The organism is Vibrio sp. R11-SG3-ISO3-SZ, from assembly GCF_059834345.1.
On the sequence record NZ_JCBDGX010000083.1, the window covers coordinates 1 to 20,389 of the forward strand.

General features: G+C 48.2%; 20 protein-coding genes and 1 pseudogene. 3 read left to right on the forward strand and 18 right to left on the reverse strand.

Annotated elements, in window-relative coordinates; all coding sequences use genetic code 11:
• The 7 genes from proA to vcdP all read right to left on the reverse strand — a co-directional run.
• Positions 1–701: glutamate-5-semialdehyde dehydrogenase (gene proA, locus AC6R1O_RS10605; RefSeq protein WP_500656971.1), on the reverse strand; the 701-nt coding region annotated here is incomplete at its 3' end.
• Between the two features lie 19 nt (positions 702–720).
• Positions 721–1,854 (reverse strand): glutamate 5-kinase, encoded by a 1,134-nt coding sequence (proB, locus tag AC6R1O_RS10610; RefSeq protein WP_500633927.1) that lies wholly within the window; start codon positions 1,852–1,854, stop codon positions 721–723.
• A 137-nt stretch (positions 1,855–1,991) separates the two neighbouring features.
• Entirely contained in the window at positions 1,992–2,381 is a 390-nt protein-coding gene (gene crl / locus AC6R1O_RS10615) for a sigma factor-binding protein Crl (RefSeq protein WP_500633928.1), read from the reverse strand.
• Positions 2,382–2,486: 105 nt separating this feature from the next.
• A complete protein-coding gene (gene frsA, locus AC6R1O_RS10620) occupies positions 2,487–3,734 on the reverse strand; it encodes an esterase FrsA (protein ID WP_500633929.1) in 1,248 nt (415 codons plus the stop codon).
• 121 nt (positions 3,735–3,855) lie between these two features.
• Positions 3,856–4,320 (reverse strand): xanthine phosphoribosyltransferase, encoded by a 465-nt coding sequence (gene gpt / locus AC6R1O_RS10625; RefSeq protein WP_487901288.1) that lies wholly within the window; start codon positions 4,318–4,320, stop codon positions 3,856–3,858.
• Between the two features lie 214 nt (positions 4,321–4,534).
• A complete protein-coding gene (locus tag AC6R1O_RS10630) occupies positions 4,535–5,827 on the reverse strand; it encodes an NCS2 family permease (protein ID WP_500631741.1) in 1,293 nt (430 codons plus the stop codon).
• Positions 5,828–6,282: 455 nt separating this feature from the next.
• The gene (vcdP, locus tag AC6R1O_RS10635) at positions 6,283–6,447 is read right to left on the reverse strand and encodes a small protein VcdP (protein WP_500631742.1); all 165 of its coding nucleotides are present in this window, start codon (positions 6,445–6,447) and stop codon (positions 6,283–6,285) included.
• A gap of 370 nt (positions 6,448–6,817) precedes the next feature.
• On the opposite strand from vcdP, the gene AC6R1O_RS10640 reads away from it, so the two are divergent.
• The gene (locus AC6R1O_RS10640) at positions 6,818–8,290 is read left to right on the forward strand and encodes an aminoacyl-histidine dipeptidase (RefSeq protein WP_500631743.1); all 1,473 of its coding nucleotides are present in this window, start codon (positions 6,818–6,820) and stop codon (positions 8,288–8,290) included.
• Between the two features lie 324 nt (positions 8,291–8,614).
• Positions 8,615–9,520 carry a 30S ribosomal protein S6--L-glutamate ligase gene (gene rimK, locus AC6R1O_RS10645; RefSeq protein WP_487901292.1) on the forward strand — a complete coding sequence of 302 codons (906 nt, stop codon included), beginning with the start codon at positions 8,615–8,617 and terminating at the stop codon, positions 9,518–9,520.
• Positions 9,521–9,562: 42 nt separating this feature from the next.
• Here rimK and AC6R1O_RS10650 read toward each other — a convergent pair whose 3' ends face one another.
• The 3 genes from AC6R1O_RS10650 to dinB form a co-directional block, all read right to left on the reverse strand.
• On the reverse strand, positions 9,563–10,924 hold the full coding sequence (locus tag AC6R1O_RS10650) for a sodium-dependent transporter (RefSeq protein WP_500631744.1): 1,362 nt from the start codon (positions 10,922–10,924) through the stop codon (positions 9,563–9,565).
• Positions 10,925–11,093: 169 nt separating this feature from the next.
• Positions 11,094–11,837 carry a DUF2884 family protein gene (locus AC6R1O_RS10655; RefSeq protein WP_500631829.1) on the reverse strand — a complete coding sequence of 248 codons (744 nt, stop codon included), beginning with the start codon at positions 11,835–11,837 and terminating at the stop codon, positions 11,094–11,096.
• A 73-nt stretch (positions 11,838–11,910) separates the two neighbouring features.
• On the reverse strand, positions 11,911–12,963 hold the full coding sequence (gene dinB / locus AC6R1O_RS10660) for a DNA polymerase IV (protein ID WP_500631745.1): 1,053 nt from the start codon (positions 12,961–12,963) through the stop codon (positions 11,911–11,913).
• A gap of 154 nt (positions 12,964–13,117) precedes the next feature.
• Here dinB and AC6R1O_RS10665 point away from each other — a divergent pair, with 154 nt between their 5' ends.
• Complete coding sequence (locus AC6R1O_RS10665) at positions 13,118–14,332, forward strand: GGDEF domain-containing response regulator (RefSeq protein ID WP_487901295.1); 1,215 nt, start codon at positions 13,118–13,120, stop codon at positions 14,330–14,332.
• 45 nt (positions 14,333–14,377) lie between these two features.
• On the opposite strand, the gene nqrM is transcribed toward AC6R1O_RS10665, so the two are convergent.
• The 8 genes and pseudogenes from nqrM to AC6R1O_RS10705 all read right to left on the reverse strand — a co-directional run.
• Complete coding sequence (nqrM, locus tag AC6R1O_RS10670) at positions 14,378–14,611, reverse strand: (Na+)-NQR maturation NqrM (RefSeq protein ID WP_334554408.1); 234 nt, start codon at positions 14,609–14,611, stop codon at positions 14,378–14,380.
• A 21-nt stretch (positions 14,612–14,632) separates the two neighbouring features.
• Positions 14,633–15,637 (reverse strand): FAD:protein FMN transferase, encoded by a 1,005-nt coding sequence (locus AC6R1O_RS10675; RefSeq protein ID WP_500631746.1) that lies wholly within the window; start codon positions 15,635–15,637, stop codon positions 14,633–14,635.
• Between the two features lie 110 nt (positions 15,638–15,747).
• A complete protein-coding gene (nqrF, locus tag AC6R1O_RS10680) occupies positions 15,748–16,971 on the reverse strand; it encodes an NADH:ubiquinone reductase (Na(+)-transporting) subunit F (RefSeq protein ID WP_334554404.1) in 1,224 nt (407 codons plus the stop codon).
• 33 nt (positions 16,972–17,004) lie between these two features.
• Positions 17,005–17,601, reverse strand: coding sequence for an NADH:ubiquinone reductase (Na(+)-transporting) subunit E (gene nqrE, locus AC6R1O_RS10685; protein WP_014232790.1), 597 nt, complete (start codon positions 17,599–17,601; stop codon positions 17,005–17,007).
• A 7-nt stretch (positions 17,602–17,608) separates the two neighbouring features.
• Positions 17,609–18,241, reverse strand: a complete 633-nt coding sequence (locus AC6R1O_RS10690; protein WP_487901298.1) for an NADH:ubiquinone reductase (Na(+)-transporting) subunit D — start codon at positions 18,239–18,241, stop codon at positions 17,609–17,611.
• The gene (locus AC6R1O_RS10695; RefSeq protein WP_334554398.1) at positions 18,241–19,011 is read right to left on the reverse strand and encodes a Na(+)-translocating NADH-quinone reductase subunit C; all 771 of its coding nucleotides are present in this window, start codon (positions 19,009–19,011) and stop codon (positions 18,241–18,243) included. The genes AC6R1O_RS10690 and AC6R1O_RS10695 overlap by 1 nt, the downstream gene beginning before the upstream one ends.
• Positions 19,001–20,245, reverse strand: coding sequence for an NADH:ubiquinone reductase (Na(+)-transporting) subunit B (locus tag AC6R1O_RS10700; protein ID WP_500626534.1), 1,245 nt, complete (start codon positions 20,243–20,245; stop codon positions 19,001–19,003). The genes AC6R1O_RS10695 and AC6R1O_RS10700 overlap by 11 nt, the downstream gene beginning before the upstream one ends.
• Before the next feature lie 5 nt (positions 20,246–20,250).
• A pseudogene (locus AC6R1O_RS10705) lies at positions 20,251–20,389 on the reverse strand (Na(+)-translocating NADH-quinone reductase subunit A); the annotation flags it as partial.

The following is a 20,389-nucleotide window of genomic DNA, read 5'->3' on the forward strand; positions in this document are numbered from 1 at the left end:
GCACTCTCATCAACAAAAATGTGGCTAATGCCAAATCCACCGATGATGACAGGAATCGTACTGTTCTCTTTACACATTTTGTGTAAGCCTGCGCCGCCTCTTGGGATGATCATATCCACGTACTCATCCAGTTTGAGTAGCTGAGAGACCCATTCGCGATCTGGATTTTCAATGTACTGAACCGACGCCGCAGGCAACCCAGCTTTGGCCAGTGCAGATTGGATGACCTTCACCAACTCCATATTGGAGTAAAACGTCTCTTTACCACCACGCAAAATACTCGCATTGCCGGTTTTTAAACACAGCGCAGCAATATCGATAGTGACATTAGGGCGCGCTTCATAAATCACACCGACCACACCGAGCGGCACACGACGGCGAGAGAGAGACATGCCGTTCTCTAGCACCTTGCTGTCTATCTCACTGCCAACAGGATCATTGAGGGTGATCACATTGCGCACATCATTGGCAATACCGCTCAAGCGCTCAGGATTGAGCAGCAGACGGTCAAGCAGGGCATCGGTCAACCCCGCTTCGCGGCCCAGTTCGATGTCCTTAGCATTGGCAGCAAGAATAAGGTCTGCATTGGCTTCCAATTCATCAGCGATGATCGCTAGGGCTTGGTTCTTCTGTTTCGTTGATGCGGTGGCAAGTTGAAAAGCAGCGTCTTTTGCTGCCTTGCCCATTGAAATAAGTTCCACTCTTGGCTCCTTCGTCTGATTATTCTTGGATAACGACCATATCGTCGCGGTGCAGCACTTCACTACCGTAGTCGTAACCGAGGATAGCGATAATATCTTTACTGTGCTTGCCGATAATTTTGGCCATGTCTTGGCTAGAGTAGCTAGCGATACCTCGCGCGACTAGCTGCCCGTTGGGTGCGGTCACTTGAACCACCTCACCACGAGCAAACTCGCCAGTCACCGCTGTGACGCCTTTAGCCAATAAGCTGCTGCCGTTTTTGATCACGGCACGCACCGCCCCATCATCAATCGTGATGGTGCCTGATGCCGCAGGGCCAGCAAGAATCCAACGTTTACGGTTTTCCAGCGCTTCATCGCATGGCAAAAAGCGCGTGCCTTGCGGCGCTTCACTTAACGAATCAAAGATCACATCTGGCGCGCTACCTGCCGCGATGATGACTTCAATCCCAGCTCGGCGTGCGATATCAGCCGCTTGTAGCTTGGTCGCCATGCCGCCTGTCCCTAAGGTTGTGCTACTGCCGCCGGCGATTTTACGTAGCGTATCGTCGATGGTTTTCACTTCTTTGATCAACTCTGCTGAGGGATCTTTGCGTGGGTCAGCGGTAAACAGACCTTTTTGGTCCGTCAATAGCAACAGTTTGTCTGCACCGCAAAGAATGCCGACCAAGGCAGATAAGTTATCGTTGTCGCCCACTTTGATTTCACTGGTGGCGACGGCATCGTTCTCATTCACAATAGGAATGATGTCGTTATCAACTAAGGCATTGATGGTGTCGCGTGCGTTGAGAAAACGCTCTCTGTCTTCAAGGTCAGCGCGCGTGAGCAGCATTTGACCAATCTTAATGCCGTAAATGCCAAACAAGGCTTCCCAAGTTTGAATCAACTGACTTTGACCAACCGCCGCCAGCAACTGCTTGCTGGCCATCGCATTGGGGAGTGCGGGGTAACCTAAGTGCTCTCGACCTGCGGCAATAGCGCCCGATGAGACCATGACCACTGAATGGCCCTGCTTTTTAAGTTCTGCACATTGACGCGCAAGCTCAACCATATGAGCCCGATCAAGCGCCAAAGTCCCACCAGTGAGTACACTGGTCCCAAGTTTCACTACCACAGTTTTTGGTGATGTGGCAGCGGTGCGTTGCTGATTCATGACACTTCTACTTTGAATGAGAAATAAGGATGGTTAAAAAACTGACCTGTTGTTTTAGCAATCAAATCCGCTTTTCACAAGTAGAAAAGGCGCGATAACGCGCCTTTTTACTAGGATTCAATGTCAATCAATGAAATTTAGACAAATTCGACCGATTGCTGATGCATTTTTACTTCGAGATCAAACTCCGTTGACAAGGTTTCAATCAATTTTTGATGAAACGCTTCTTGGGTTTTGGTGACCTCTTCCACGGCCTTTTTCGGCAAGGGGTCGTCTCGCCATTCACCACTGACATCATAAAGGCCAGTACGGTAACGCGCTTCGTAATAGCCGTCGACTAAGCTAAGCTCAAGCCACCAGCCCCAAAACTCGCGCTTTTCAGGGGATTTCTTGTCGTTGACACACACAGACAGGCAATCAAATAGATACGCCCCTTCCGAACTCTGTACTTCTCGCAGATAGGGACCAATAGCACGCAGTGTGGTTAACAAGCGAAAATGCGTCGGGGTCTTTTTTTCTCCAGTCATAGTGAATCTCCATATTCATTATTATCTGTTGGCTGGAACACGGTGTGACGGACACTTTAGATGCGGTACGTCATTACTTTAGTGTCGTCTAAAAAACCCACAATGTCATCTAATTAGCTCATCTTCTAGCCACTTGATCGCTAAATCGAGGGATTGCTCATATCCTTGTGTAATTGTCTTAGCACTGATTTGCTTCGCTTTGCCGTATTGGCTGTACAAGGCGACTAATCGGTTGTCACTAAAGGGAGAAACAGGATCTCGCTCTAAGTTCATCGCCAAAATAGGCACCTTGGTTTTACGCCCACCTAAGATACCTTGCACCTTCAACGACCATGCCATCAGTTGAATCGCCAGACTGTTGATATCGACAATATTCTTCCCAATGCGCGATGCCAACACGTCCAGATACATCTTGGGCATCTGCTTGATTTTATCCGGAGACGATAAGATGTCATGAATCGGCGCCCCTAGCGTCACGCACGCCTTGATCTTCTCTTGCTCCATAAATGACAAACGCACCATGGCATTGCCACCAAAACGAAACCCGATCAACCCCACTCGGTGATGATCAACCCAAGGAATATCAACCAATTGATTGAGCACAGCCTGATGCAGACAAGAGCTATCATGCGTCAGATTCCAATGGGTGTTGTGACCCATAGACGGCAAATCGATAGTGAGCATCGCGATGCCTTTTTTGGCTAGATGATCGCGAAATAGACGCCACATATCCGTTTGTAGACTATCGAGACCCGCGCTCACCATCACCACAGGTTGTGGCTCATCAGTGCGAGTTAAGTGAAGGTGGGCGACGATTTTTTTATTTTGATGCGGGATCTCTAGCCGTTTGATGGTGTACTTAGTCTGTTTCGCTGCTTCCTCATAAGCATTGCCCGCCAACACTTGCGCCTGAGCGGCGAGCGTATCGTTTTTGAGGTGCGGATAACCAGCGATACTGTAACAAAGGGAGGCGTTAAAGAGCTCATCAGCCGCTTCTTCACCTTTGAGTTGTTGCGCGCGCTTTTGATGCAGCATACCCAACTTTGTCCACTCGAAGTTCCAGTTCCCGCTGTGATAGCCCATCACAGTATCTAGCCACTCATCGTGGGTACGCGAATGCTTTGAGGAGGCCATCGCCGCTAATACGCCTTCGATTTCGATAGGTTGTAGACCTTGCCATGTCCATTGCAGGCGGCGTAAGTTGCGATACCATTTGTAGCCGTCTTCGACACGTTTTTCATCCAGCAGCGCCTGACTTGATGGCATGTAGGCAATCAACTCCGACGTCTCTTTGGCTTTTTTATCTTTGGCAAACAGCGTCTCAGACAGGTTTTTGCTTACTTCTTCCGACATCACATTACTCGTGTATTCGTTCGATTCTTTCATAGTAATAAAAAAAATGACCCAAGAAAGGGTCATTTATCAAGATTCTTTATTGAAATCGCCAATGCATTCACCCAAGAGTGAAAAAGCACTACTTTTGCTTGCGATTGATCGGTTCGATGTATTGAATCGCCATATCCCATGGTTGCTCAATCCAAGTCTCTTGAGCGATATCAACCACGTAGTCATCTAAAAGCTCAGCGCCCGATGGTTTCGCGCACACGGCGATCAATTTCGCTTTCGGGTACAAGTCACGTAGTTTGCGTGCTGTGTCACCACTGTCGACCAGGTCTTCAACGATAAGGTAACCTTCACCGTCACCTTCAGGTGCTTTCAATACGCTCATATCACGTTGGTGATCGTGATCATAGCTTGAAATACAGATGGTATCCACGTAACGAATGCCGAGTTCACGCGCTAAAATAGCGCCCGGTACTAAACCGCCACGGCTTACAGCCCAAATCCCTTTCCATTGCTCGGCAGGCATCTGCTTTTCTGCAAGTTCACGACAGTACGCGTGCATCTGATCCCAAGTGATGATGAATTTTTTACTCATTGTAATAACCTAATAGTTTTGTCCAATCGGCATCCCCTGAAAAACAAGCTAAGTTGATACAACCTACAGCTTGATGCACCAGGCCAAATAGGGGAAAAGCTACGCAAACGATTATTTTACCGGAAGCGGGGGCCAATACCAATGGCGAATTATATTCTCTATAAAACAACGCCACAGCGAAAGCGCTGTGGCGTTGTTGATTCAATGTTTGTGATTAACCAGCGAAGACGTACTTCAGTAAGAAGACTGCCGACAGTACCCAAACGCTCACAGACACGTCGCGTCCTTTACCACTCAGTAACTTAATTGCAGCGTAAGAGATAAAGCCCAGTGCAATACCTTCTGCGATTGAGTAAGTCAGTGGCATCAGCAGACACGTCACCACAACCGGCGCCGCTTCTGTTAGATCACGCCAATCGATGCTGACCAAGCCAGACATCATTAGAATCGCTACGTAGAACAGTGCGCCAGCGGTCGCGTATGGAGGAATCATGCCAGCCAAAGGCGAGAAGAACAGTGCCAACAAGAACAGCACGCCAACAACCACCGCCGTTAAACCAGTACGACCGCCTGCCGCAACCCCTGCCGTAGACTCTACGTAAGACGTGGTGCTTGAGGTACCGAGTACCGCGCCCATTGACGTTGCTGTTGAGTCCGCCAATAGTGCTTTGTTCAAACGTGGTAGTTTACCGTCTTCTTTGATGAAGTTCGCCTTAGTTGCAACACCCACCAGCGTACCCGCCGTATCAAAGAGATCAACAAACAAGAAAGCAAAGACCACTGAGATCATGCCCACTTCAAACACGTCTGCAATGTTCATTTCCATAAAGGTCGGCGCAATGCTTGGTGGTGTCGACATCACTCCGCCCCACTGCACATCACCTACCAATAGACCAAGTGCGGTGATAATAAGGATCGCGATCATCACAGCGCCACGAACGCCGCGGTACACCAAACCGATGGTCAAGAAAAAGCCCAAGGCGGCCAAGGCTGGCGCTAGGTTTGTGATGTGGCCCAAGCCGACCAAGGTCGCTGGATTATCAACGACGATGCCTGAGTTTTGTAGGCCGATAAACGCAAGGAATAGACCAATACCCGCAGAGATACCCGTGCGCAGCGACAATGGGATGGAGTTGATGATCCACTCACGGATTTTGAATACCGAAAGCGCCATGAAGATCAAACCAGAGATAAACACCGCACCGAGCGCGACTTGCCATGAGTGGCCCATACCCAAAACAACGCCATAAGTGAAAAACGCGTTGAGGCCCATACCTGGCGCCAATGCAATCGGGTAGTTAGCGACAAAGCCCATGATAAAACAGCCAATCGCAGCGGCTAAACAGGTCGCAACAAAGACAGCGCCCTTGTCCATCCCTGCATCGGCCAGCATAGCTGGGTTGACAAAAATGATGTAAGCCATTGTCAGGAATGTGGTCACACCGGCAATGATCTCAGTTTTGACATTCGTGCCATTTTCACTGAGTTTGAACAGTTTTTCGAACATGATCGAATCCTAAAAGGGTAAAAAGTAAACGGTTGCGTAATCGATTGGCGGAATTATAAAGTCATCAAATAGTAAATTCCAGATAGAATTATGACTCTAATCAATATTTCGGGTTGTAAATGGGCAACCTATCGCTATAAAAGAGCCACAAACAAAACAAAAACAAATAAAATTCATAAAGATAGAAAGAAAAGACATCATCATTCAGACGGTGAACTTTTGTACCATGTTGTAAACTTTCAAATCCAGAACGGCAGTTTGTAACCTGAGTAACACGTGCTTATGTGCATAATATGCAGAGAATGGCATTAATAAGGAGAAATCGGTGAGTTGGCGGATAAAAAAACGCCACTCAAAATGAGTGGCGGTTGAATCATGTCAGCGAAAACGGCGCTGCAAATATATTCCAATATTAGGGGGTGAACATAACGTTCGAGATAAACAAGCTTTCAGTGTTAGTAACCAAAGCTAGTGGGGTAAGTAAAGCTTCCTGTATAAACAGATTTGTTTAGCCAGAACGCTGCACTTGGTAAACCTTTCATAACATCACCTTCTAAATCAATTAAACACATTACAATGATTGATTTCTCAGTTCCTTGGAGGCGATAACTCGGACTCATCCTTTGAGCGTTTTTACTTCGCTGCCGAAGTGGTTACAAATATACCTTATAGAAATTAAATTACAACACCCCGAGTGATAAAAGTCACAAAAAAGTGCAATTACTGATTCAAATCAAAACACAGCTGTAATTTAATTACATAAAAATCACTAGAATCTAAGTTAATCTGTCAGATTGATAATCATATCATTGAATATCGCGTCGATAGAGGGGTAGGCACTTTTCGCTGCAGTTTGCATCAACTCACTTGGGTATCGATCTTGAGAGTGCTATTCTGACCAACATCAAATCGGCAAGTTTGGATGTTTGTGCTACTCATCATTTGGTGCATAAGACAATATTTGCCATCTCTCATTATAAGGAGTTATCCGTGTCTGAGTTCCATTCTGAAATTAGCAGCTTGTCACCAGCGCCTTTGTGGCAGTTTTTCGACAAGATTTGCTCCATTCCTCACCCATCGAAACACGAAGAAGCCCTAGCGCAAATGATCATTGATTGGGCGACCGATCAAGGCCTAGAAGTCAAACGCGATCCAACCGGCAACGTCTTCATCAAAAAACCGGCGACCAAAGGGATGGAGAATAAAAAAGGTGTGGTTCTGCAGGCTCACATTGATATGGTGCCGCAGAAAAACGAAGACACGGATCATGATTTTACCCAAGACCCGATCCAACCTTATATTGATGGTGAGTGGGTCACCGCCAAAGGCACAACCTTGGGTGCGGACAACGGCATTGGTATGGCGTCTTGTCTCGCGGTATTGGCGTCCAATGACATTAAACACGGGCCACTAGAAGTGCTGCTGACGATTGATGAAGAAGCAGGCATGACTGGCGCATTTGGTCTTGAAGCGGGTTGGTTAGAAGGCGACATTCTGCTTAATACCGATTCTGAGCAAGAGGGTGAAGTGTACATGGGTTGTGCCGGTGGTATCGACGGTGAAATGACGTTCGAGATCCAACGCGAAGCTCTGCCCGCGGGCTATGTGACCCGACAGCTTATTCTTAAAGGCTTAAAAGGCGGACACTCAGGCTGTGATATCCACACTGGACGCGGGAATGCCAACAAACTCCTCGCTCGATTCCTAGCAGGTCACGCAAGCGAACTGGATTTGCGCCTGATTGAATTCCGTGGTGGTAGCCTGCGCAATGCAATTCCACGCGAAGCGTTTGTTACGGTCGCCGTCCCTGCTGAAAACGAAGCTAAGCTTGCCGAGCTTTATCAGTTCTACACACAACTGCTTACCAACGAGCTCGGCAAAGTGGAAACAAGCCTAGTCACGTTTAATGAAGCGAGTGACAGCCAGGAAGATGTGTTGTCTATTGCCGATCAACAACGTTTTATCGCCGCTTTGAACGCCTGTCCGAATGGCGTGATTCGTATGAGTGACGACATTGAAGGAGTGGTCGAGACCTCATTAAACGTTGGTGTCATTACCACAGAAAAATCAGCTATTCGCGTTCTCTGCTTAGTTCGTTCTTTGATTGATTCAGGTCGCCAACAAGTTGAAGGCATGCTCACCTCCGTGGCTGAGCTTGCTGGTGCTAAGATCGCTTTCTCTGGCGCCTACCCTGGCTGGAAACCGGATGCGGATTCAGAGATCATGGCCATCTTCCGCGACATGTATGAAGGCATTTACGGTCACAAGCCGAACATCATGGTGATTCACGCCGGTCTAGAGTGTGGTCTATTTAAAGAACCTTACCCCAATATGGATATGGTCTCTTTTGGTCCTACCATTAAGTTCCCTCACTCACCAGATGAGAAGGTTAAGATTGATACCGTGGCGCTCTTTTGGGAGCAAATGGTCGCCCTTCTGGAAGCGATTCCTGAGAAGGCATAGTCTTTCATCTAAACATAGTATTACTGTATTAGCCGAGCTCTTACTCGGCTTTTTTGTGGCTCAAAATCACCGCACGGCTTGGGCCACTATCGAGCGATAATATTTGTAGTGACGACAATTAATTTTTGTTAGCCAAGCCATTTACCCCACTGCTAAGGTTCGCGTCCTTACAGCGCTGAGGCGTCAATATTGCCACTTTTTCGCGCTGACTCTTTATCTTAAAAGTCACAGGTGCTCGCTCTGGCATCTGAGTTTCTATTGTTTTGTTTGCACTCATTCGGAGACCATCGCCGGATGAGTATTGCCCTATTAGGAAATCACAGCATGAAAATCGGTGTTCTGTCTCGTAACGCTAAACTTTACTCGACCAAGCGTTTAATCGAGGCAGCAAAAGAACGCGGCCACGAAGTGAAGGTTATTGACGCTCTACGTTGTTACATGAATATCAACTCAGACAAACCTGAAATTCATTTCAAAGGCGAAGAGCTGTCAGGGTTTGATGCCATCATTCCTCGTATTGGCGCCTCGGTGACGTTCTATGGCACCGCTGTGTTGCGTCAATTTGAGATGATGGGTGTTTATCCGGTCAACGAGTCCGTGGCGATCACCCGCTCTAGAGATAAGCTTCGTTCCATGCAGTTACTTTCTCGCAAAGGCATCGGTATGCCGATCACCGGTTTTGCCAGCAAACCGGATGATGTGAAAGATTTGTTGGAGATGGTCGGCGGTGCGCCTGTTGTGATCAAGCTTCTAGAAGGAACACAAGGTATTGGCGTAGTGCTTGCCGAAACACGAAAAGCAGCCGAAAGTGTGATTGAAGCATTTATGGGCTTGAAGGCCAACATCATGGTCCAAGAGTACATTAAAGAAGCCGGCGGCGCCGATATTCGCTGTTTTGTGATTGGCGACAAGGTGATCGCCGCGATGAAGCGTCAAGGGGCGGAAGGCGAATTTCGCTCTAATCTGCATCGAGGCGGCAGCGCATCACTCGTCAAAATCACGCCGCAAGAGCGCCGCACTGCGGTTGCTGCGGCCAAAATCATGGGTCTTAACGTCGCTGGCGTGGATTTGTTGCGCTCAGAACGTGGGCCACTGGTGATGGAAGTGAACTCATCTCCTGGTCTTGAAGGTATTGAAGCCGCAACAGGTAAAGACATTGCAGGGATGATCATCGACTTTATTGAAAAAAATGCGGCGATAAAAGGGACAAAAACACGAGGTCGTGGCTAGTTGAAGGGTTGAAGAGTGCCTGTCAGGCACTCTTCAAGCTTTTTAAAACGACGCCCAGATCACCGTCGCGACAAGCAGCGGGCAGACAAATTTGACATACACTGGCCATACTTTGCCAAACCACCCCAGGCTAAACTCTGGATACCCTTGCTCTAGCTCGCGAACTTTCCCTTTACGACTCCAAACCCAGCCACCAAACAGACAGAACATTAACGCCGCCATCGGCTGCAGATACTGCGTGGCGATCATCGCGACTAAGCCAAATAAGGCAGAGAAGTGATACACCACAACTACACTGACTAACGCTATCGCGCCGCCTAACCACCAACTGGTCGCCGTTCTTCCCGTACCGAAACGTTCGCCGACTAAGGCAACGGGGCACTCAAGCATCGAGATTGAGGAGGTCAGCGCGGCAATAGTCAGCAACAAGAAAAACACCACAGCAAAGAGTTGCCCAAGAAGCCCTAAGCTTTCAAACATCAACGGCAGTACCCTAAACACCAAGGTATCCGAGCTGAGTAATGAGCCATCTTCAGCGTAGATCTGAACACCTTTTTGCATCGCCACAAACATGGCAGGCAATACCACCAATCCCGCAATAAAAGCGACAGCGGTGTCAACCAAGGTGACGTTCATGGCCATCTTTGGCAGGTTCTCTTTTTTACTCAGGTAAGAGCCATAGATCAGCATGGAACATCCCCCTATGGTTAGCGAGAAGAAACCTTGCCCCATCGCTGCTAAAATCAGCTTACGATCCATGATCTTAGCGAAATCTGGCACCAAATAGTGTTTGAGACCTTCCATTGCGCCCGCTTGGGTCATGATGTAGATAAACAGCAAAGCGAAGAGCAAAAACAACGCAGGCATGAGCCGAGTCGACCATTTCTCGATGCCCTGTTTAACACCACCTTGAACAATCAAAATGGTCAGAACATAGAAGATCACAGTGCCCAATAGGTTACGCTCGATGCTAAAGCCTTTGAACCATGCACTCAGGGCGTCGAGCCCTGCCAGATCACACACCGCCGCGAACAAGAAGCAAATCAACCACCCGCCAACGATGCTGTAAAAAGCGAGCACAGCACACGGTACACTCAGACCAACCCAACCGACCATGGAGCCGATGTTTTTTGCCATAGGGTGAGAATGAAGTGAGCGCATACTATCAATGGGGTTTGCTTGACCATGACGACCAATTGCCATTTCAACCACTAGCATCGGAAAGGCGACGACAAAGATCATGATCAGATAGACCAATAGAAATGCCCCGCCACCGTTGCTTGCCGCTTGGGTTGGAAAACCCCAAATATTCCCTAACCCCACAGCCGCACCAGCCGCTGCGAGAATGAATCCTAAACGTGAACCAAAGTGCTCACGAGCTTGTACGTTGTCTGTTTGTGCCATACCACTTTGCACCATTAAACTAGTTGACTGGTACAATATAGATAAACACTGGCCATTTCAATTGCTGGACTACATTTCTCTAGCTTAGTGACATAGAAAACAAAGAAGATGCTAGTAAAGGTAATTTTACAAGCATCTTCATTATTATTAGAAAAGATAAAAAGTAGGGTTAGATGGTAAAGACCGGATAGTTTTTTAACTCTGGGATCTGTTGATGCAGCTGCTGCTCTTGCTCGACCATCTCTTCTAATGAATCACACAATGCATCGCCTTTTTTCTGCAACTGAGTTCCATGCTCATCCAACCGAGCCGCAATACGCTCTTTCAGTTCCGCCATGGTTTCCGCCATTTCGGTGAGGTTAATCCCTCCTTCGGCGGTCATCTTCGCCTGAAGCGCAGCAAAACTGCTGGTAATAAACTCTTGGTTAAATAGTGCTTTGGCTTTTTCAAAATCTTCTGCCCAAGTTTGCGCCATTTCACGAAAGCTTTGCGCCGGCAAAATAAGATCACCGTCGTTGTAATATCTCGATTCCATATCCTTATAGAAAGCGCGCAGTGATGCTTTGACCCCCTCAAAGGCGTCGGGTGTATCAAAGCTATCGGCAATATCATCAATAATATCGTCCGCTAACGCTAAGCCATCTTGGGCTAACTGCTTTGCTTTAGGTACGTAGCTATTGAGGTTTTGTTTATATTCTTCAATGGCTTTTTTCTGCTCGGCACTAAGCGGTACGCGCTCGCCGTGAATGGTCAATTCGTTATTCCCATCCACCACCGCACTGTCACCGCTGGTTTGATGGATTTCTAGCTGACGCTCATTGAGGTGAACCTCATTTTGCAGCCCAATATGGCATTGAGCCGCGAGCGTAGGTGCCGAAGCACTGAGTGCCAATGCCAATACGATTTTTCTCATCATGATTTACCTATGTCCTTTTTGCTGACGCTAGCAGGGTTTTGTCAGTGTTGTGCTGCCCCTGTGTCAACATTTAGAAGAAACTCAGCTGCTTGGTTTGCTCTTCAGGCTTCAACATCACGCTTAATCCAAGCAAGCGAATCTCACGGCCTTGCTGTCTGGTTAATATATCACTAAGCAATTGCTTAAAATACGCCAACTCCAATTGATTGTGCCCGTGCTCAATAGTGGTGAGTTGGAAATCGGCGAACTTCATTTTAATGCCCTGTTTGATGATTCCTTTATCCGGTGACGCTCTTTCTAAGCGCCGTTCCAGCTCTGGGAAGAGCCGCTCTTCAATCACTTGCCAGCATTGATCATAGCTGTGAATATTGTGACTGAACGTGCGCTCCACACCCACAGACTTTCGCTCTCGCTCTGTCACGACTTCACGTGTATCAATCCCCTGGCTCTTGTTCCACAAGGACGCCCCGAGGCGCCCAAAACGGCGCAACAGTTCACGATAATCGCTGTTCTTTATGTCCTCGCAAACATAAAAGCCCGCTTGATGCAGCTTCTCTAAACTTACCTTGCCGACTCCGGGGATTTTCTCTAGCGGCAAACTGTCCACGACGCGTTGTACATCCTGCGGTGGGATCACACACTGGCCATTCGGCTTATTGATGTCTGAGGCAACCTTGGCGAGAAACTTCACAGGCGCAATCCCGGCTGAGGCGGTCAAATTGAGCTCCTGATGGATATCCTGTCGAATCGCTTGCGCAATTAGGGTAGCGCTGCCATGGCAATGCGGGGAGTGCGTCACATCAAGGTAAGCTTCATCCAAAGAGAGAGGTTCGATGAGCGGCGTATAGCGCGCGAAAATCTCTCGGATCTGCGCTGAGACCTCTTTGTAAACTTGCATCCGACCGGGTACAACCAATAGATGCGGGCAAAGCTTCAGTGCCTGTGCGGTTGGCATTGCACTGCGAACGCCGAACTGGCGCGCTTCGTAGTTGCACGTGCTGATCACTCCACGTTGCTTTTCGCTGCCTCCGACGGCCAGAGGACGCCCACGATAAGCAGGGTGATCACGCATCTCGACCGCAGCGAAGAAGCAGTCCATATCGATGTGAATGATCTTCCTCATCGCCTTTTGAACCTAAAAACTGTATATCCAAACAGTATAATTTATCTTCCCATAACCACAAAGCCGAATTTTGGTTTGAGAATTGTTAAAAGATTCGCAAGTTAATGAGATACAGTTATTATTAACAGGTTAAATATAGATTAGGAGCACCACGTTGAATAATAAAGTGTTGGTCGTAGAGGATAGCCGCGCCTATCGCAACTATCTTACTCAACAACTTTCCTCACTCGGCTGTCACGTGATTGGTGTCGAATCGTATGCCCAAGCCAAAGAGACTTTAGAGAAACATCCGTCGTTTCGCTTCGCGGTGTTAGATTACTGTTTGCCTGATGCGCAAGATGGCGAAGTGATTGATCTGGTTCTTTCTCATGAACAGAAAGTCATCGTCCTTACCGCCACTTTTAATGAGCAAGCACGGGAACGATTTATTGCCAAAGGGGTGATGGATTACATCCTCAAAGACAGCATGGCCTCAGTGTCTTATTTGCTGCCACTCGCCAAACGCTTGCTCAACAACGAAAATCATCATGGCTTGGTGGTTGATGATTCCCCCACCGTTCGTCGCCATGTTGCGCAGCTATTGGAACATCAATACATCAAAACGACTCAAGCAGAAAATGGCCAGCAAGCGCTCGAACTGATTGCGCAGAACCCAGACATTACCTTTATCATCACCGATCATGACATGCCGGAAAAAGACGGCGTGATGATGACAAGGGAACTGCGCCAGACTTACACCAAGAATCAGCTCGCGGTACTGGGTTTATCCGGTACGGGAAGCAAAACCTTAACCGCGCAATTTCTTAAAGCTGGGGCGAATGACTTTCTGACTAAGCCCTTCAATCAAGAAGAGTTTTATTGCCGTGTTCACCAGTTGCTTGATATGAAAGAGGCTACGGATGAGCTGTATAAACTCGCCAACCAAGATGCACTAACAGGCTTATGGAATCGCCGTTTTTTGTTTGATCAAGTGTGTGATGGCTGCGAAAAACGCAACATTGCAATGCTCGATATTGATCACTTTAAGCAAGTAAATGACAACTACGGCCACGATGGCGGTGATGCGGCATTGGTTATGGTCGCCAACATCCTAAAGATCTATTTTCCGGAAGATATTGTCGCCCGATTTGGCGGAGAAGAGTTCTGTATTCAATCTTGCCAACCGTATGACGACTTTGTAAAGCGGCTGGATAGTATGCGCCGCCGAGTCGAAAAGACGCCGATTCATTACGCTGACGACACCATCAATGTCACTATCAGCATCGGCGTGTCTTGTATTGAGGCGAGCCTTGATGGCCAAATAAAAGTGGCTGACGATCGGCTCTACACCGCAAAAGCGAATGGTCGCAATCAAGTCGTCAGCCAATGACCATTGGCTCATAACCATTAGGGAATAACCGTTAGCGAATAACGGTTAGGCAATACGGTCCTTTTCCCAAGCGGCCAGCTTTTCTGCTCGCGCCGCTTCTCTTGCTTCGCGTTTTTTACGCGCATCGCAAGGCTCAGGGCAATTACACACTTTCTCAATGCCCACAGCGCCTAAACCGCCGCAACTGCCCTTCACCACTTTCTTTTGCACTATGTAGCCAATAGACATGGCTGCAATCACTGCAATGAAAACACCGAAGGTGATAATAAATGTACTCATAGTGACATGCTCTCTTGCCGTTTATTGATGTAAGTATGGCTTATAGGTGGACGAAGCGAACTCTTTAAACCCATCGTCTGTTTTTACAATCATGAGTGCCGGGATCTGGTGCACTTCTGCCACCTTCATTCCCTCTTCTTCACCTAAGACCATAAGACCCGTCGCCAGCCCATCTGCGGTCATTGACGAAGGATGTAAAACCGTCACCGACACCACTTTATGATCTATAGGTTTACCCGTTTCAGGATTGATGATGTGGGAATAGCGAACCCCATCACGCTCAAAATAGTTGCGGTAATCACCTGATGTGGCAATCGCCATATCGCCGGGTTCAATAATATCTTGAATCGCACGCTCATCGACCGAAGGTTTTTCAATCGCGATACGCCAGCCGACACCCTCACGATTTACGCCTTTGAGGCGAATCTCACCGCCCACTTCAACCATGTAATTGTCGACACCGATGGATTGGATGTAATCCGCCAGCACATCCACTCCCCAACCTTTGGCGATGGTTGATAAGTCGACGTAAAGATTGGCAATCTCTTTGCGCAGGGTATTGCCCTCAACATGCAGATGCTCAATCCCCACTCTGGCCTGGCGCTTCGCCAGCTCTTCATCGGTGGGTACCACTTCACGGCGCGCTTCAGGTCCGAATCCCCATAAGTTGACCAAAGGCCCAACCGTCACATCCAATGCACCTAGAGTAAGACCGTTAAGGCGAATGGCTTCTTTCACAACCAACGCCGTTTGTGGCGACACGGGAAAAGGTTCCGTGCTTTCACTTTGGTTAAAACGGCTGAGCTCTGAGTCCTTACGATAGGTCGACATTTGGTCGTTGACCTCCTCAAGCAGGCGATCAACCTCTTGCTGAATGACTTCAGGTTCAGGCAGCCCTTCGGTATTGAGGTACTTGATGTTGTAAGTCGTCCCCATCGTTGGGCCGCTTAAATGTATTTGCTCAACGGGCTGTTCACACCCTGCCAGTATCAGTAGGGAAGCAAACGCAACAAGCCACTTTTTCACAAAAAACTCCTGGGTTTCGGGTTGGTTTATCCAGTAATGTATAAACGGGTCGTGTGGAATGCAAAATGGCTGACTCAAAGAGCCAGCCATCGTTTTAGAGGCGCGAACTATTAACCGCCAAAGTCATCGAGTAGGATGTTTTCATCCTCTACACCCAAGTCTTTTAGCATGCCAATAACGGCCGCATTCATCATCGGTGGACCACACATGTAGTACTCACAATCTTCTGGAGCTTCATGATCCTTCAGATAGTTTTCGTACAAGACATTGTGGATAAAGCCTGTGTAGCCATCCCAGTTGTCTTCTGGCATTGGATCGGACAATGCACAGTGCCAAACAAAGTTGTCATTCTCTTCTTGCAGCATATCGAAATCTTCCACATAGAACATTTCGCGCTTAGAACGTGCGCCGTACCAGAAAGACATCTTACGCTTAGAGTTCAAACGCTTAAGCTGATCGAAGATGTGAGAACGCATTGGCGCCATACCCGCACCACCACCGACGAAGACCATTTCCGCATCGGTATCTTTCGCGAAGAACTCACCGAATGGACCAGAGATCGTACACTTGTCGCCTTCTTTCAAAGACCAGATGTAAGAAGACATGATACCTGGTGGTACCTCAGGATTATTAGGCGGCGGCGTAGCAATACGTACGTTCAGCATAATAATCCCGTGCTCTTCTGGGTAGTTAGCCATTGAGTATGCACGGATTGTCTCTTCGTTTACCTTAGACTCGTAGCGGAATAGGTTAAACTTATCCCAATCCTCACGGTACTCTTCTGGTACATCGAAGTCAGCGTATTTCACATGGTGAGCTGGCGCTTCAATCTGAATGTAGCCACCTGCACGGAAAGGTACAGACTCGCCATCTGGGATTTGTAGCTTAAGCTCTTTAATGAATGTCGCTTTGTTATCGTTAGAGATAACGGTACATTCCCACTTTTTAACGCCGAAGATCTCTTCTGGTAACTCGATATCCATGTCGGTTTTCATCGCGACCTGACAGGCAAGACGCTCACCTTCACGAGCTTCACCTTTAGTAATATGGTCTAGCTCGGTTGGCAGGATATCACCACCACCGGATTTGATTTTAACGCGACACTGGCCACAAGAGCCACCGCCACCACAGGCAGAAGATACGAACACACCCGCGCCCGCTAGAGCGCCAAGTAGCTTACCACCTGGTTGTGTAACGATCGCCAGATTCGGGTCATCGTTCACAGAAATTGTAATGTCACCTGTTGGTACCAGCTTAGATTTAGCGAAAAGAATCACTAGTACTAGCGCCAGTACAATCAGAGTAAACATCACTACACCAAGAATAATGTCCATTGACTATTCCTTAATTGTTGCGGTTTACCCGACTTACAGTTGAACACCAGAGAAAGACATAAAGCCTAACGCCATCAGACCCACAGTAATGAAGGTGATGCCAAGACCACGTAGGCCTGGAGGAACGTCAGAATACTTCATCTTCTCACGGATACCTGCAAGAGCGACGATCGCGAGCATCCAGCCCACACCAGAACCAAAACCGTACACGACAGATTCGGCAAAGTTGTAGTCACGTTGTACCATGAAAGATACACCACCGAAGATCGCACAGTTTACGGTGATCAACGGTAGGAAGATGCCCAATGCGTTGTACAAAGGTGGGAAGAAACGGTCCAAGACCATTTCTAGGATCTGTACTAACGCTGCAATCACACCAATGAAGGTAATGAAGTTAAGGAAGCTCAAGTCAACGCCTTCGACTAGCGCGTTCTCTCGCAATACTAGGTTGTAGACTAGGTTGTTCACAGGAACCGCAATGGTCAATACCACCACAACCGCCACACCTAGACCGAATGACGTCTTCACTTTCTTGGATACCGCCAAGAAGGTACACATACCCAAGAAGAAAGAGAGCGCCATGTTCTCGATGAAAATCGATTTAACTAACAGACTAATGTAATGTTCCATGACGACCTTACTCCTTCGCTTCGACTTGTTCTGGTTTCAGGATACGAATACCCCAAATTAGGAAGCCGATCAGGAAGAACGCCGAAGGTGCTAGGAGCATCAGGCCGTTTGGCTGGTACCAACCGCCGTTGCTCACCAATGGCAAAACTTCTAGACCAAACAACTTACCGCTACCAAACAGTTCACGGAAGAAGCCAACAGTGATCAGAACGAAACCGTAACCCAAACCGTTACCGATACCGTCAATCAAAGACGGCACAGGCTCAGATTTCATTGCAAATGCTTCTGCACGGCCCATAACGATACAGTTGGTGATGATCAGACCTACGAAAACCGACAACTGTTTTGAGATGTCGTAGAGGTAGGCTTTCAACACCTGGTCAACCACGATAACCAAAGAGGCGATGATCGCCATTTGGACGATAATACGCACACTGTTAGGGATGTGGTTACGAATCAGAGATACACAGAAGTTCGACAATGCCGTAACAAAGGTTACCGCCAGTGTCATAACAAAAGCTGTCTCAAGTTTGGTCGTTACTGCAAGCGCAGAACAGACACCGAGAACCTGTAGCGCGATCGGGTTGTTGTCCAATACCGGCGCTAAGATGCTCTTTTTCACGTTTTGTGCACTAGACATTAGTTCAGACCTCCGTCACGAACTTTTGCTAGGAACGGACCGAAGCCCATATCACCTAACCAGAAGTCAAAAGTGTGTTGAACACCGTTACTTGTTAGCGTTGCACCTGAAAGGCCGTCAACACCGTGCTCAGAACCCGCTGGTGCACCACCTTTCACGACTTTAATCGCTGGCTTGTGGTTGTCGTCAAACAGTTTCTTGCCGACCCACTGTGCACGCCAAGATGGGTTTTCTACTTCACCACCAAGTCCTGGGGTTTCACCCTGCTCGTAGTAAGTAATCCCTGCCACTGTGTTGCCATCCGTTTCAACCGCGACGAACGCGTACATCATCGACCATAGGCCGTTGCCGTGAACCGGAAGGATAACTTTAGAGACAGAGTCGCCATCTTTCACGAGGTAAACCACGCCTGTGTTCGCGCGACGCAAGATTTTCGCTTTGTCGTCTGCCGCGTCAAGCTTGATGGACTCCGCTGGATCTTTCGCCGCTTTACGCTGATCGAATGTCGCTGCGTTACCTTCAACGAAATCACCGGTAGTGAAGTCTACAAGACGAGGTTCAATATACTGAGCGAAGAGCTCAGGGACTTTTTGGCCCTGAGAATCGATGCCAGACACTTCGATAATCTTGCTCTGCTTGTCGAGAACCGCGTTCGCTTTCTGCTTATCACGCAGACCGACCGCTGCTGTTGAAACGATGATTGAACAAACCAGGCTCAACCCGATAACAACACCCAGCGTCTTTTTAATGCTGTCGTTATTACTTGCCATAGCGTGCTAGTCTCCGCTTGATGTTCTTTTCAACTACTACATGGTCGAACAGAGGTGCAAATAGGTTCGCGAATAGTATCGCCAGCATCATACCTTCTGGGTACGCTGGGTTGACGACACGAATCAGAACACACATCACGCCGATGAGCGCGCCGTACCACCATTTACCTTTGTTGGTAAAGGAAGCCGACACTGGGTCTGTTGCCATAAAGAACATACCGAATGCAAAACCACCTAGAACCAGGTGCCAATGCCATGGCATGTTAAACATAGGGTTGGTATCAGAGCCAATCACGTTAAATAGCGTTGCGGTTGCGATCATACCGATCATCACGCCGGCAATGATGCGCCAAGACGCAATACGCATGTAAACGATCATCGCTGCACCGATCATCAGTGCCAGTGTCGAAACTTCACCAATTGAACCTGGGATGTTACCAATAAAGGCATCCATCCAAGTGATCGGCGCGCCAGTCACGGTGTTCATCAAGGCACCATTACCACCTTGAGCCCATTGGCTCAATGCAGTCGCACCAGAGAAACCGTCAGCCGCTGTCCATACGACGTCACCCGAGATTTGAGCTGGGTAAGCGAAGAATAGAAACGCACGACCCGCCAATGCTGGGTTGAGGAAGTTACGACCTGTGCCACCAAAAATCTCTTTTGCGACAACAACACCAAAGGTGATACCCAAAGCGGCTTGCCACAATGGAAGCGTAGGTGGAACGATGAGAGCAAACAGAATGGAGGTCACGAAAAAACCTTCGTTGACTTCATGCTTGCGCACCATACAGAACAGCACTTCCCAGAAACCACCAACGATAAAGACCGTTGCGTAGATAGGAAGGAAGTAGGTTGCGCCAAGTAGCATTTTACTACCCACGCCAGCTTCTACTCCGATGGTACCGCCAAGCATTTCTGTTAACCAGTAATGCCAATTACCCGCAACCACAGCCGCAAGTTGATCCCCTGCGTACATATGGTTAAGAGCAGCGATGGCTTGGCCGCCAGCGTTGTACATACCCCAGAACATTGCTGGGAATACCGCAAACCAAACCATGATCATGATACGTTTTAAGTCAACGTTATCACGGACATGTGAGCTTTTCTTTGTCACTAGACCTGGTGTGTAAAACAGCGTTGCCGCCGCTTCATACAAGGCAAACCACTTCTCGTGTTTGCCGCCCGGCTCGAAGTGATGCTCGATGTCTTCAAGAAACTTTTTAAGCGCCATGAAAATTACCCTTCCTTCTCGATCTTGTCTAAGCATTCACGAAGTAGCGCACCGTACTCGTATTTGCCAGGACACACAAAGGTACACAAAGCGAGATCTTCTTCATCCAACTCCAGCGCACCCAGTGCTTGAGCACTGTCGGTA

Excerpts from the sequence above, each read along its gene's own strand:
- rimK (WP_487901292.1), top strand. The coding sequence starts at position 8,615 with ATGAAAATCGGTGTTCTGTCTCGTAACGCTAAACTTTACTCGACCAAG.
- AC6R1O_RS10700 (WP_500626534.1), bottom strand. The coding sequence starts at position 20,245 with ATGGCGCTTAAAAAGTTTCTTGAAGACATCGAGCATCACTTCGAGCCG.
- dinB (WP_500631745.1), bottom strand. The coding sequence starts at position 12,963 with ATGAGGAAGATCATTCACATCGATATGGACTGCTTCTTCGCTGCGGTC.
- nqrM (WP_334554408.1), bottom strand. The coding sequence starts at position 14,611 with ATGAGTACATTTATTATCACCTTCGGTGTTTTCATTGCAGTGATTGCA.
- nqrF (WP_334554404.1), bottom strand. The coding sequence starts at position 16,971 with ATGGACATTATTCTTGGTGTAGTGATGTTTACTCTGATTGTACTGGCG.
- vcdP (WP_500631742.1), bottom strand. The coding sequence starts at position 6,447 with ATGAGTCCGAGTTATCGCCTCCAAGGAACTGAGAAATCAATCATTGTA.
- AC6R1O_RS10630 (WP_500631741.1), bottom strand. The coding sequence starts at position 5,827 with ATGTTCGAAAAACTGTTCAAACTCAGTGAAAATGGCACGAATGTCAAA.
- frsA (WP_500633929.1), bottom strand. The coding sequence starts at position 3,734 with ATGTCGGAAGAAGTAAGCAAAAACCTGTCTGAGACGCTGTTTGCCAAA.
- AC6R1O_RS10650 (WP_500631744.1), bottom strand. The coding sequence starts at position 10,924 with ATGGCACAAACAGACAACGTACAAGCTCGTGAGCACTTTGGTTCACGT.
- proB (WP_500633927.1), bottom strand. The coding sequence starts at position 1,854 with ATGAATCAGCAACGCACCGCTGCCACATCACCAAAAACTGTGGTAGTG.
- AC6R1O_RS10695 (WP_334554398.1), bottom strand. The coding sequence starts at position 19,011 with ATGGCAAGTAATAACGACAGCATTAAAAAGACGCTGGGTGTTGTTATC.
- nqrE (WP_014232790.1), bottom strand. The coding sequence starts at position 17,601 with ATGGAACATTACATTAGTCTGTTAGTTAAATCGATTTTCATCGAGAAC.
- AC6R1O_RS10690 (WP_487901298.1), bottom strand. The coding sequence starts at position 18,241 with ATGTCTAGTGCACAAAACGTGAAAAAGAGCATCTTAGCGCCGGTATTG.
- gpt (WP_487901288.1), bottom strand. The coding sequence starts at position 4,320 with ATGAGTAAAAAATTCATCATCACTTGGGATCAGATGCACGCGTACTGT.
- crl (WP_500633928.1), bottom strand. The coding sequence starts at position 2,381 with ATGACTGGAGAAAAAAAGACCCCGACGCATTTTCGCTTGTTAACCACA.
- AC6R1O_RS10655 (WP_500631829.1), bottom strand. The coding sequence starts at position 11,837 with ATGAGAAAAATCGTATTGGCATTGGCACTCAGTGCTTCGGCACCTACG.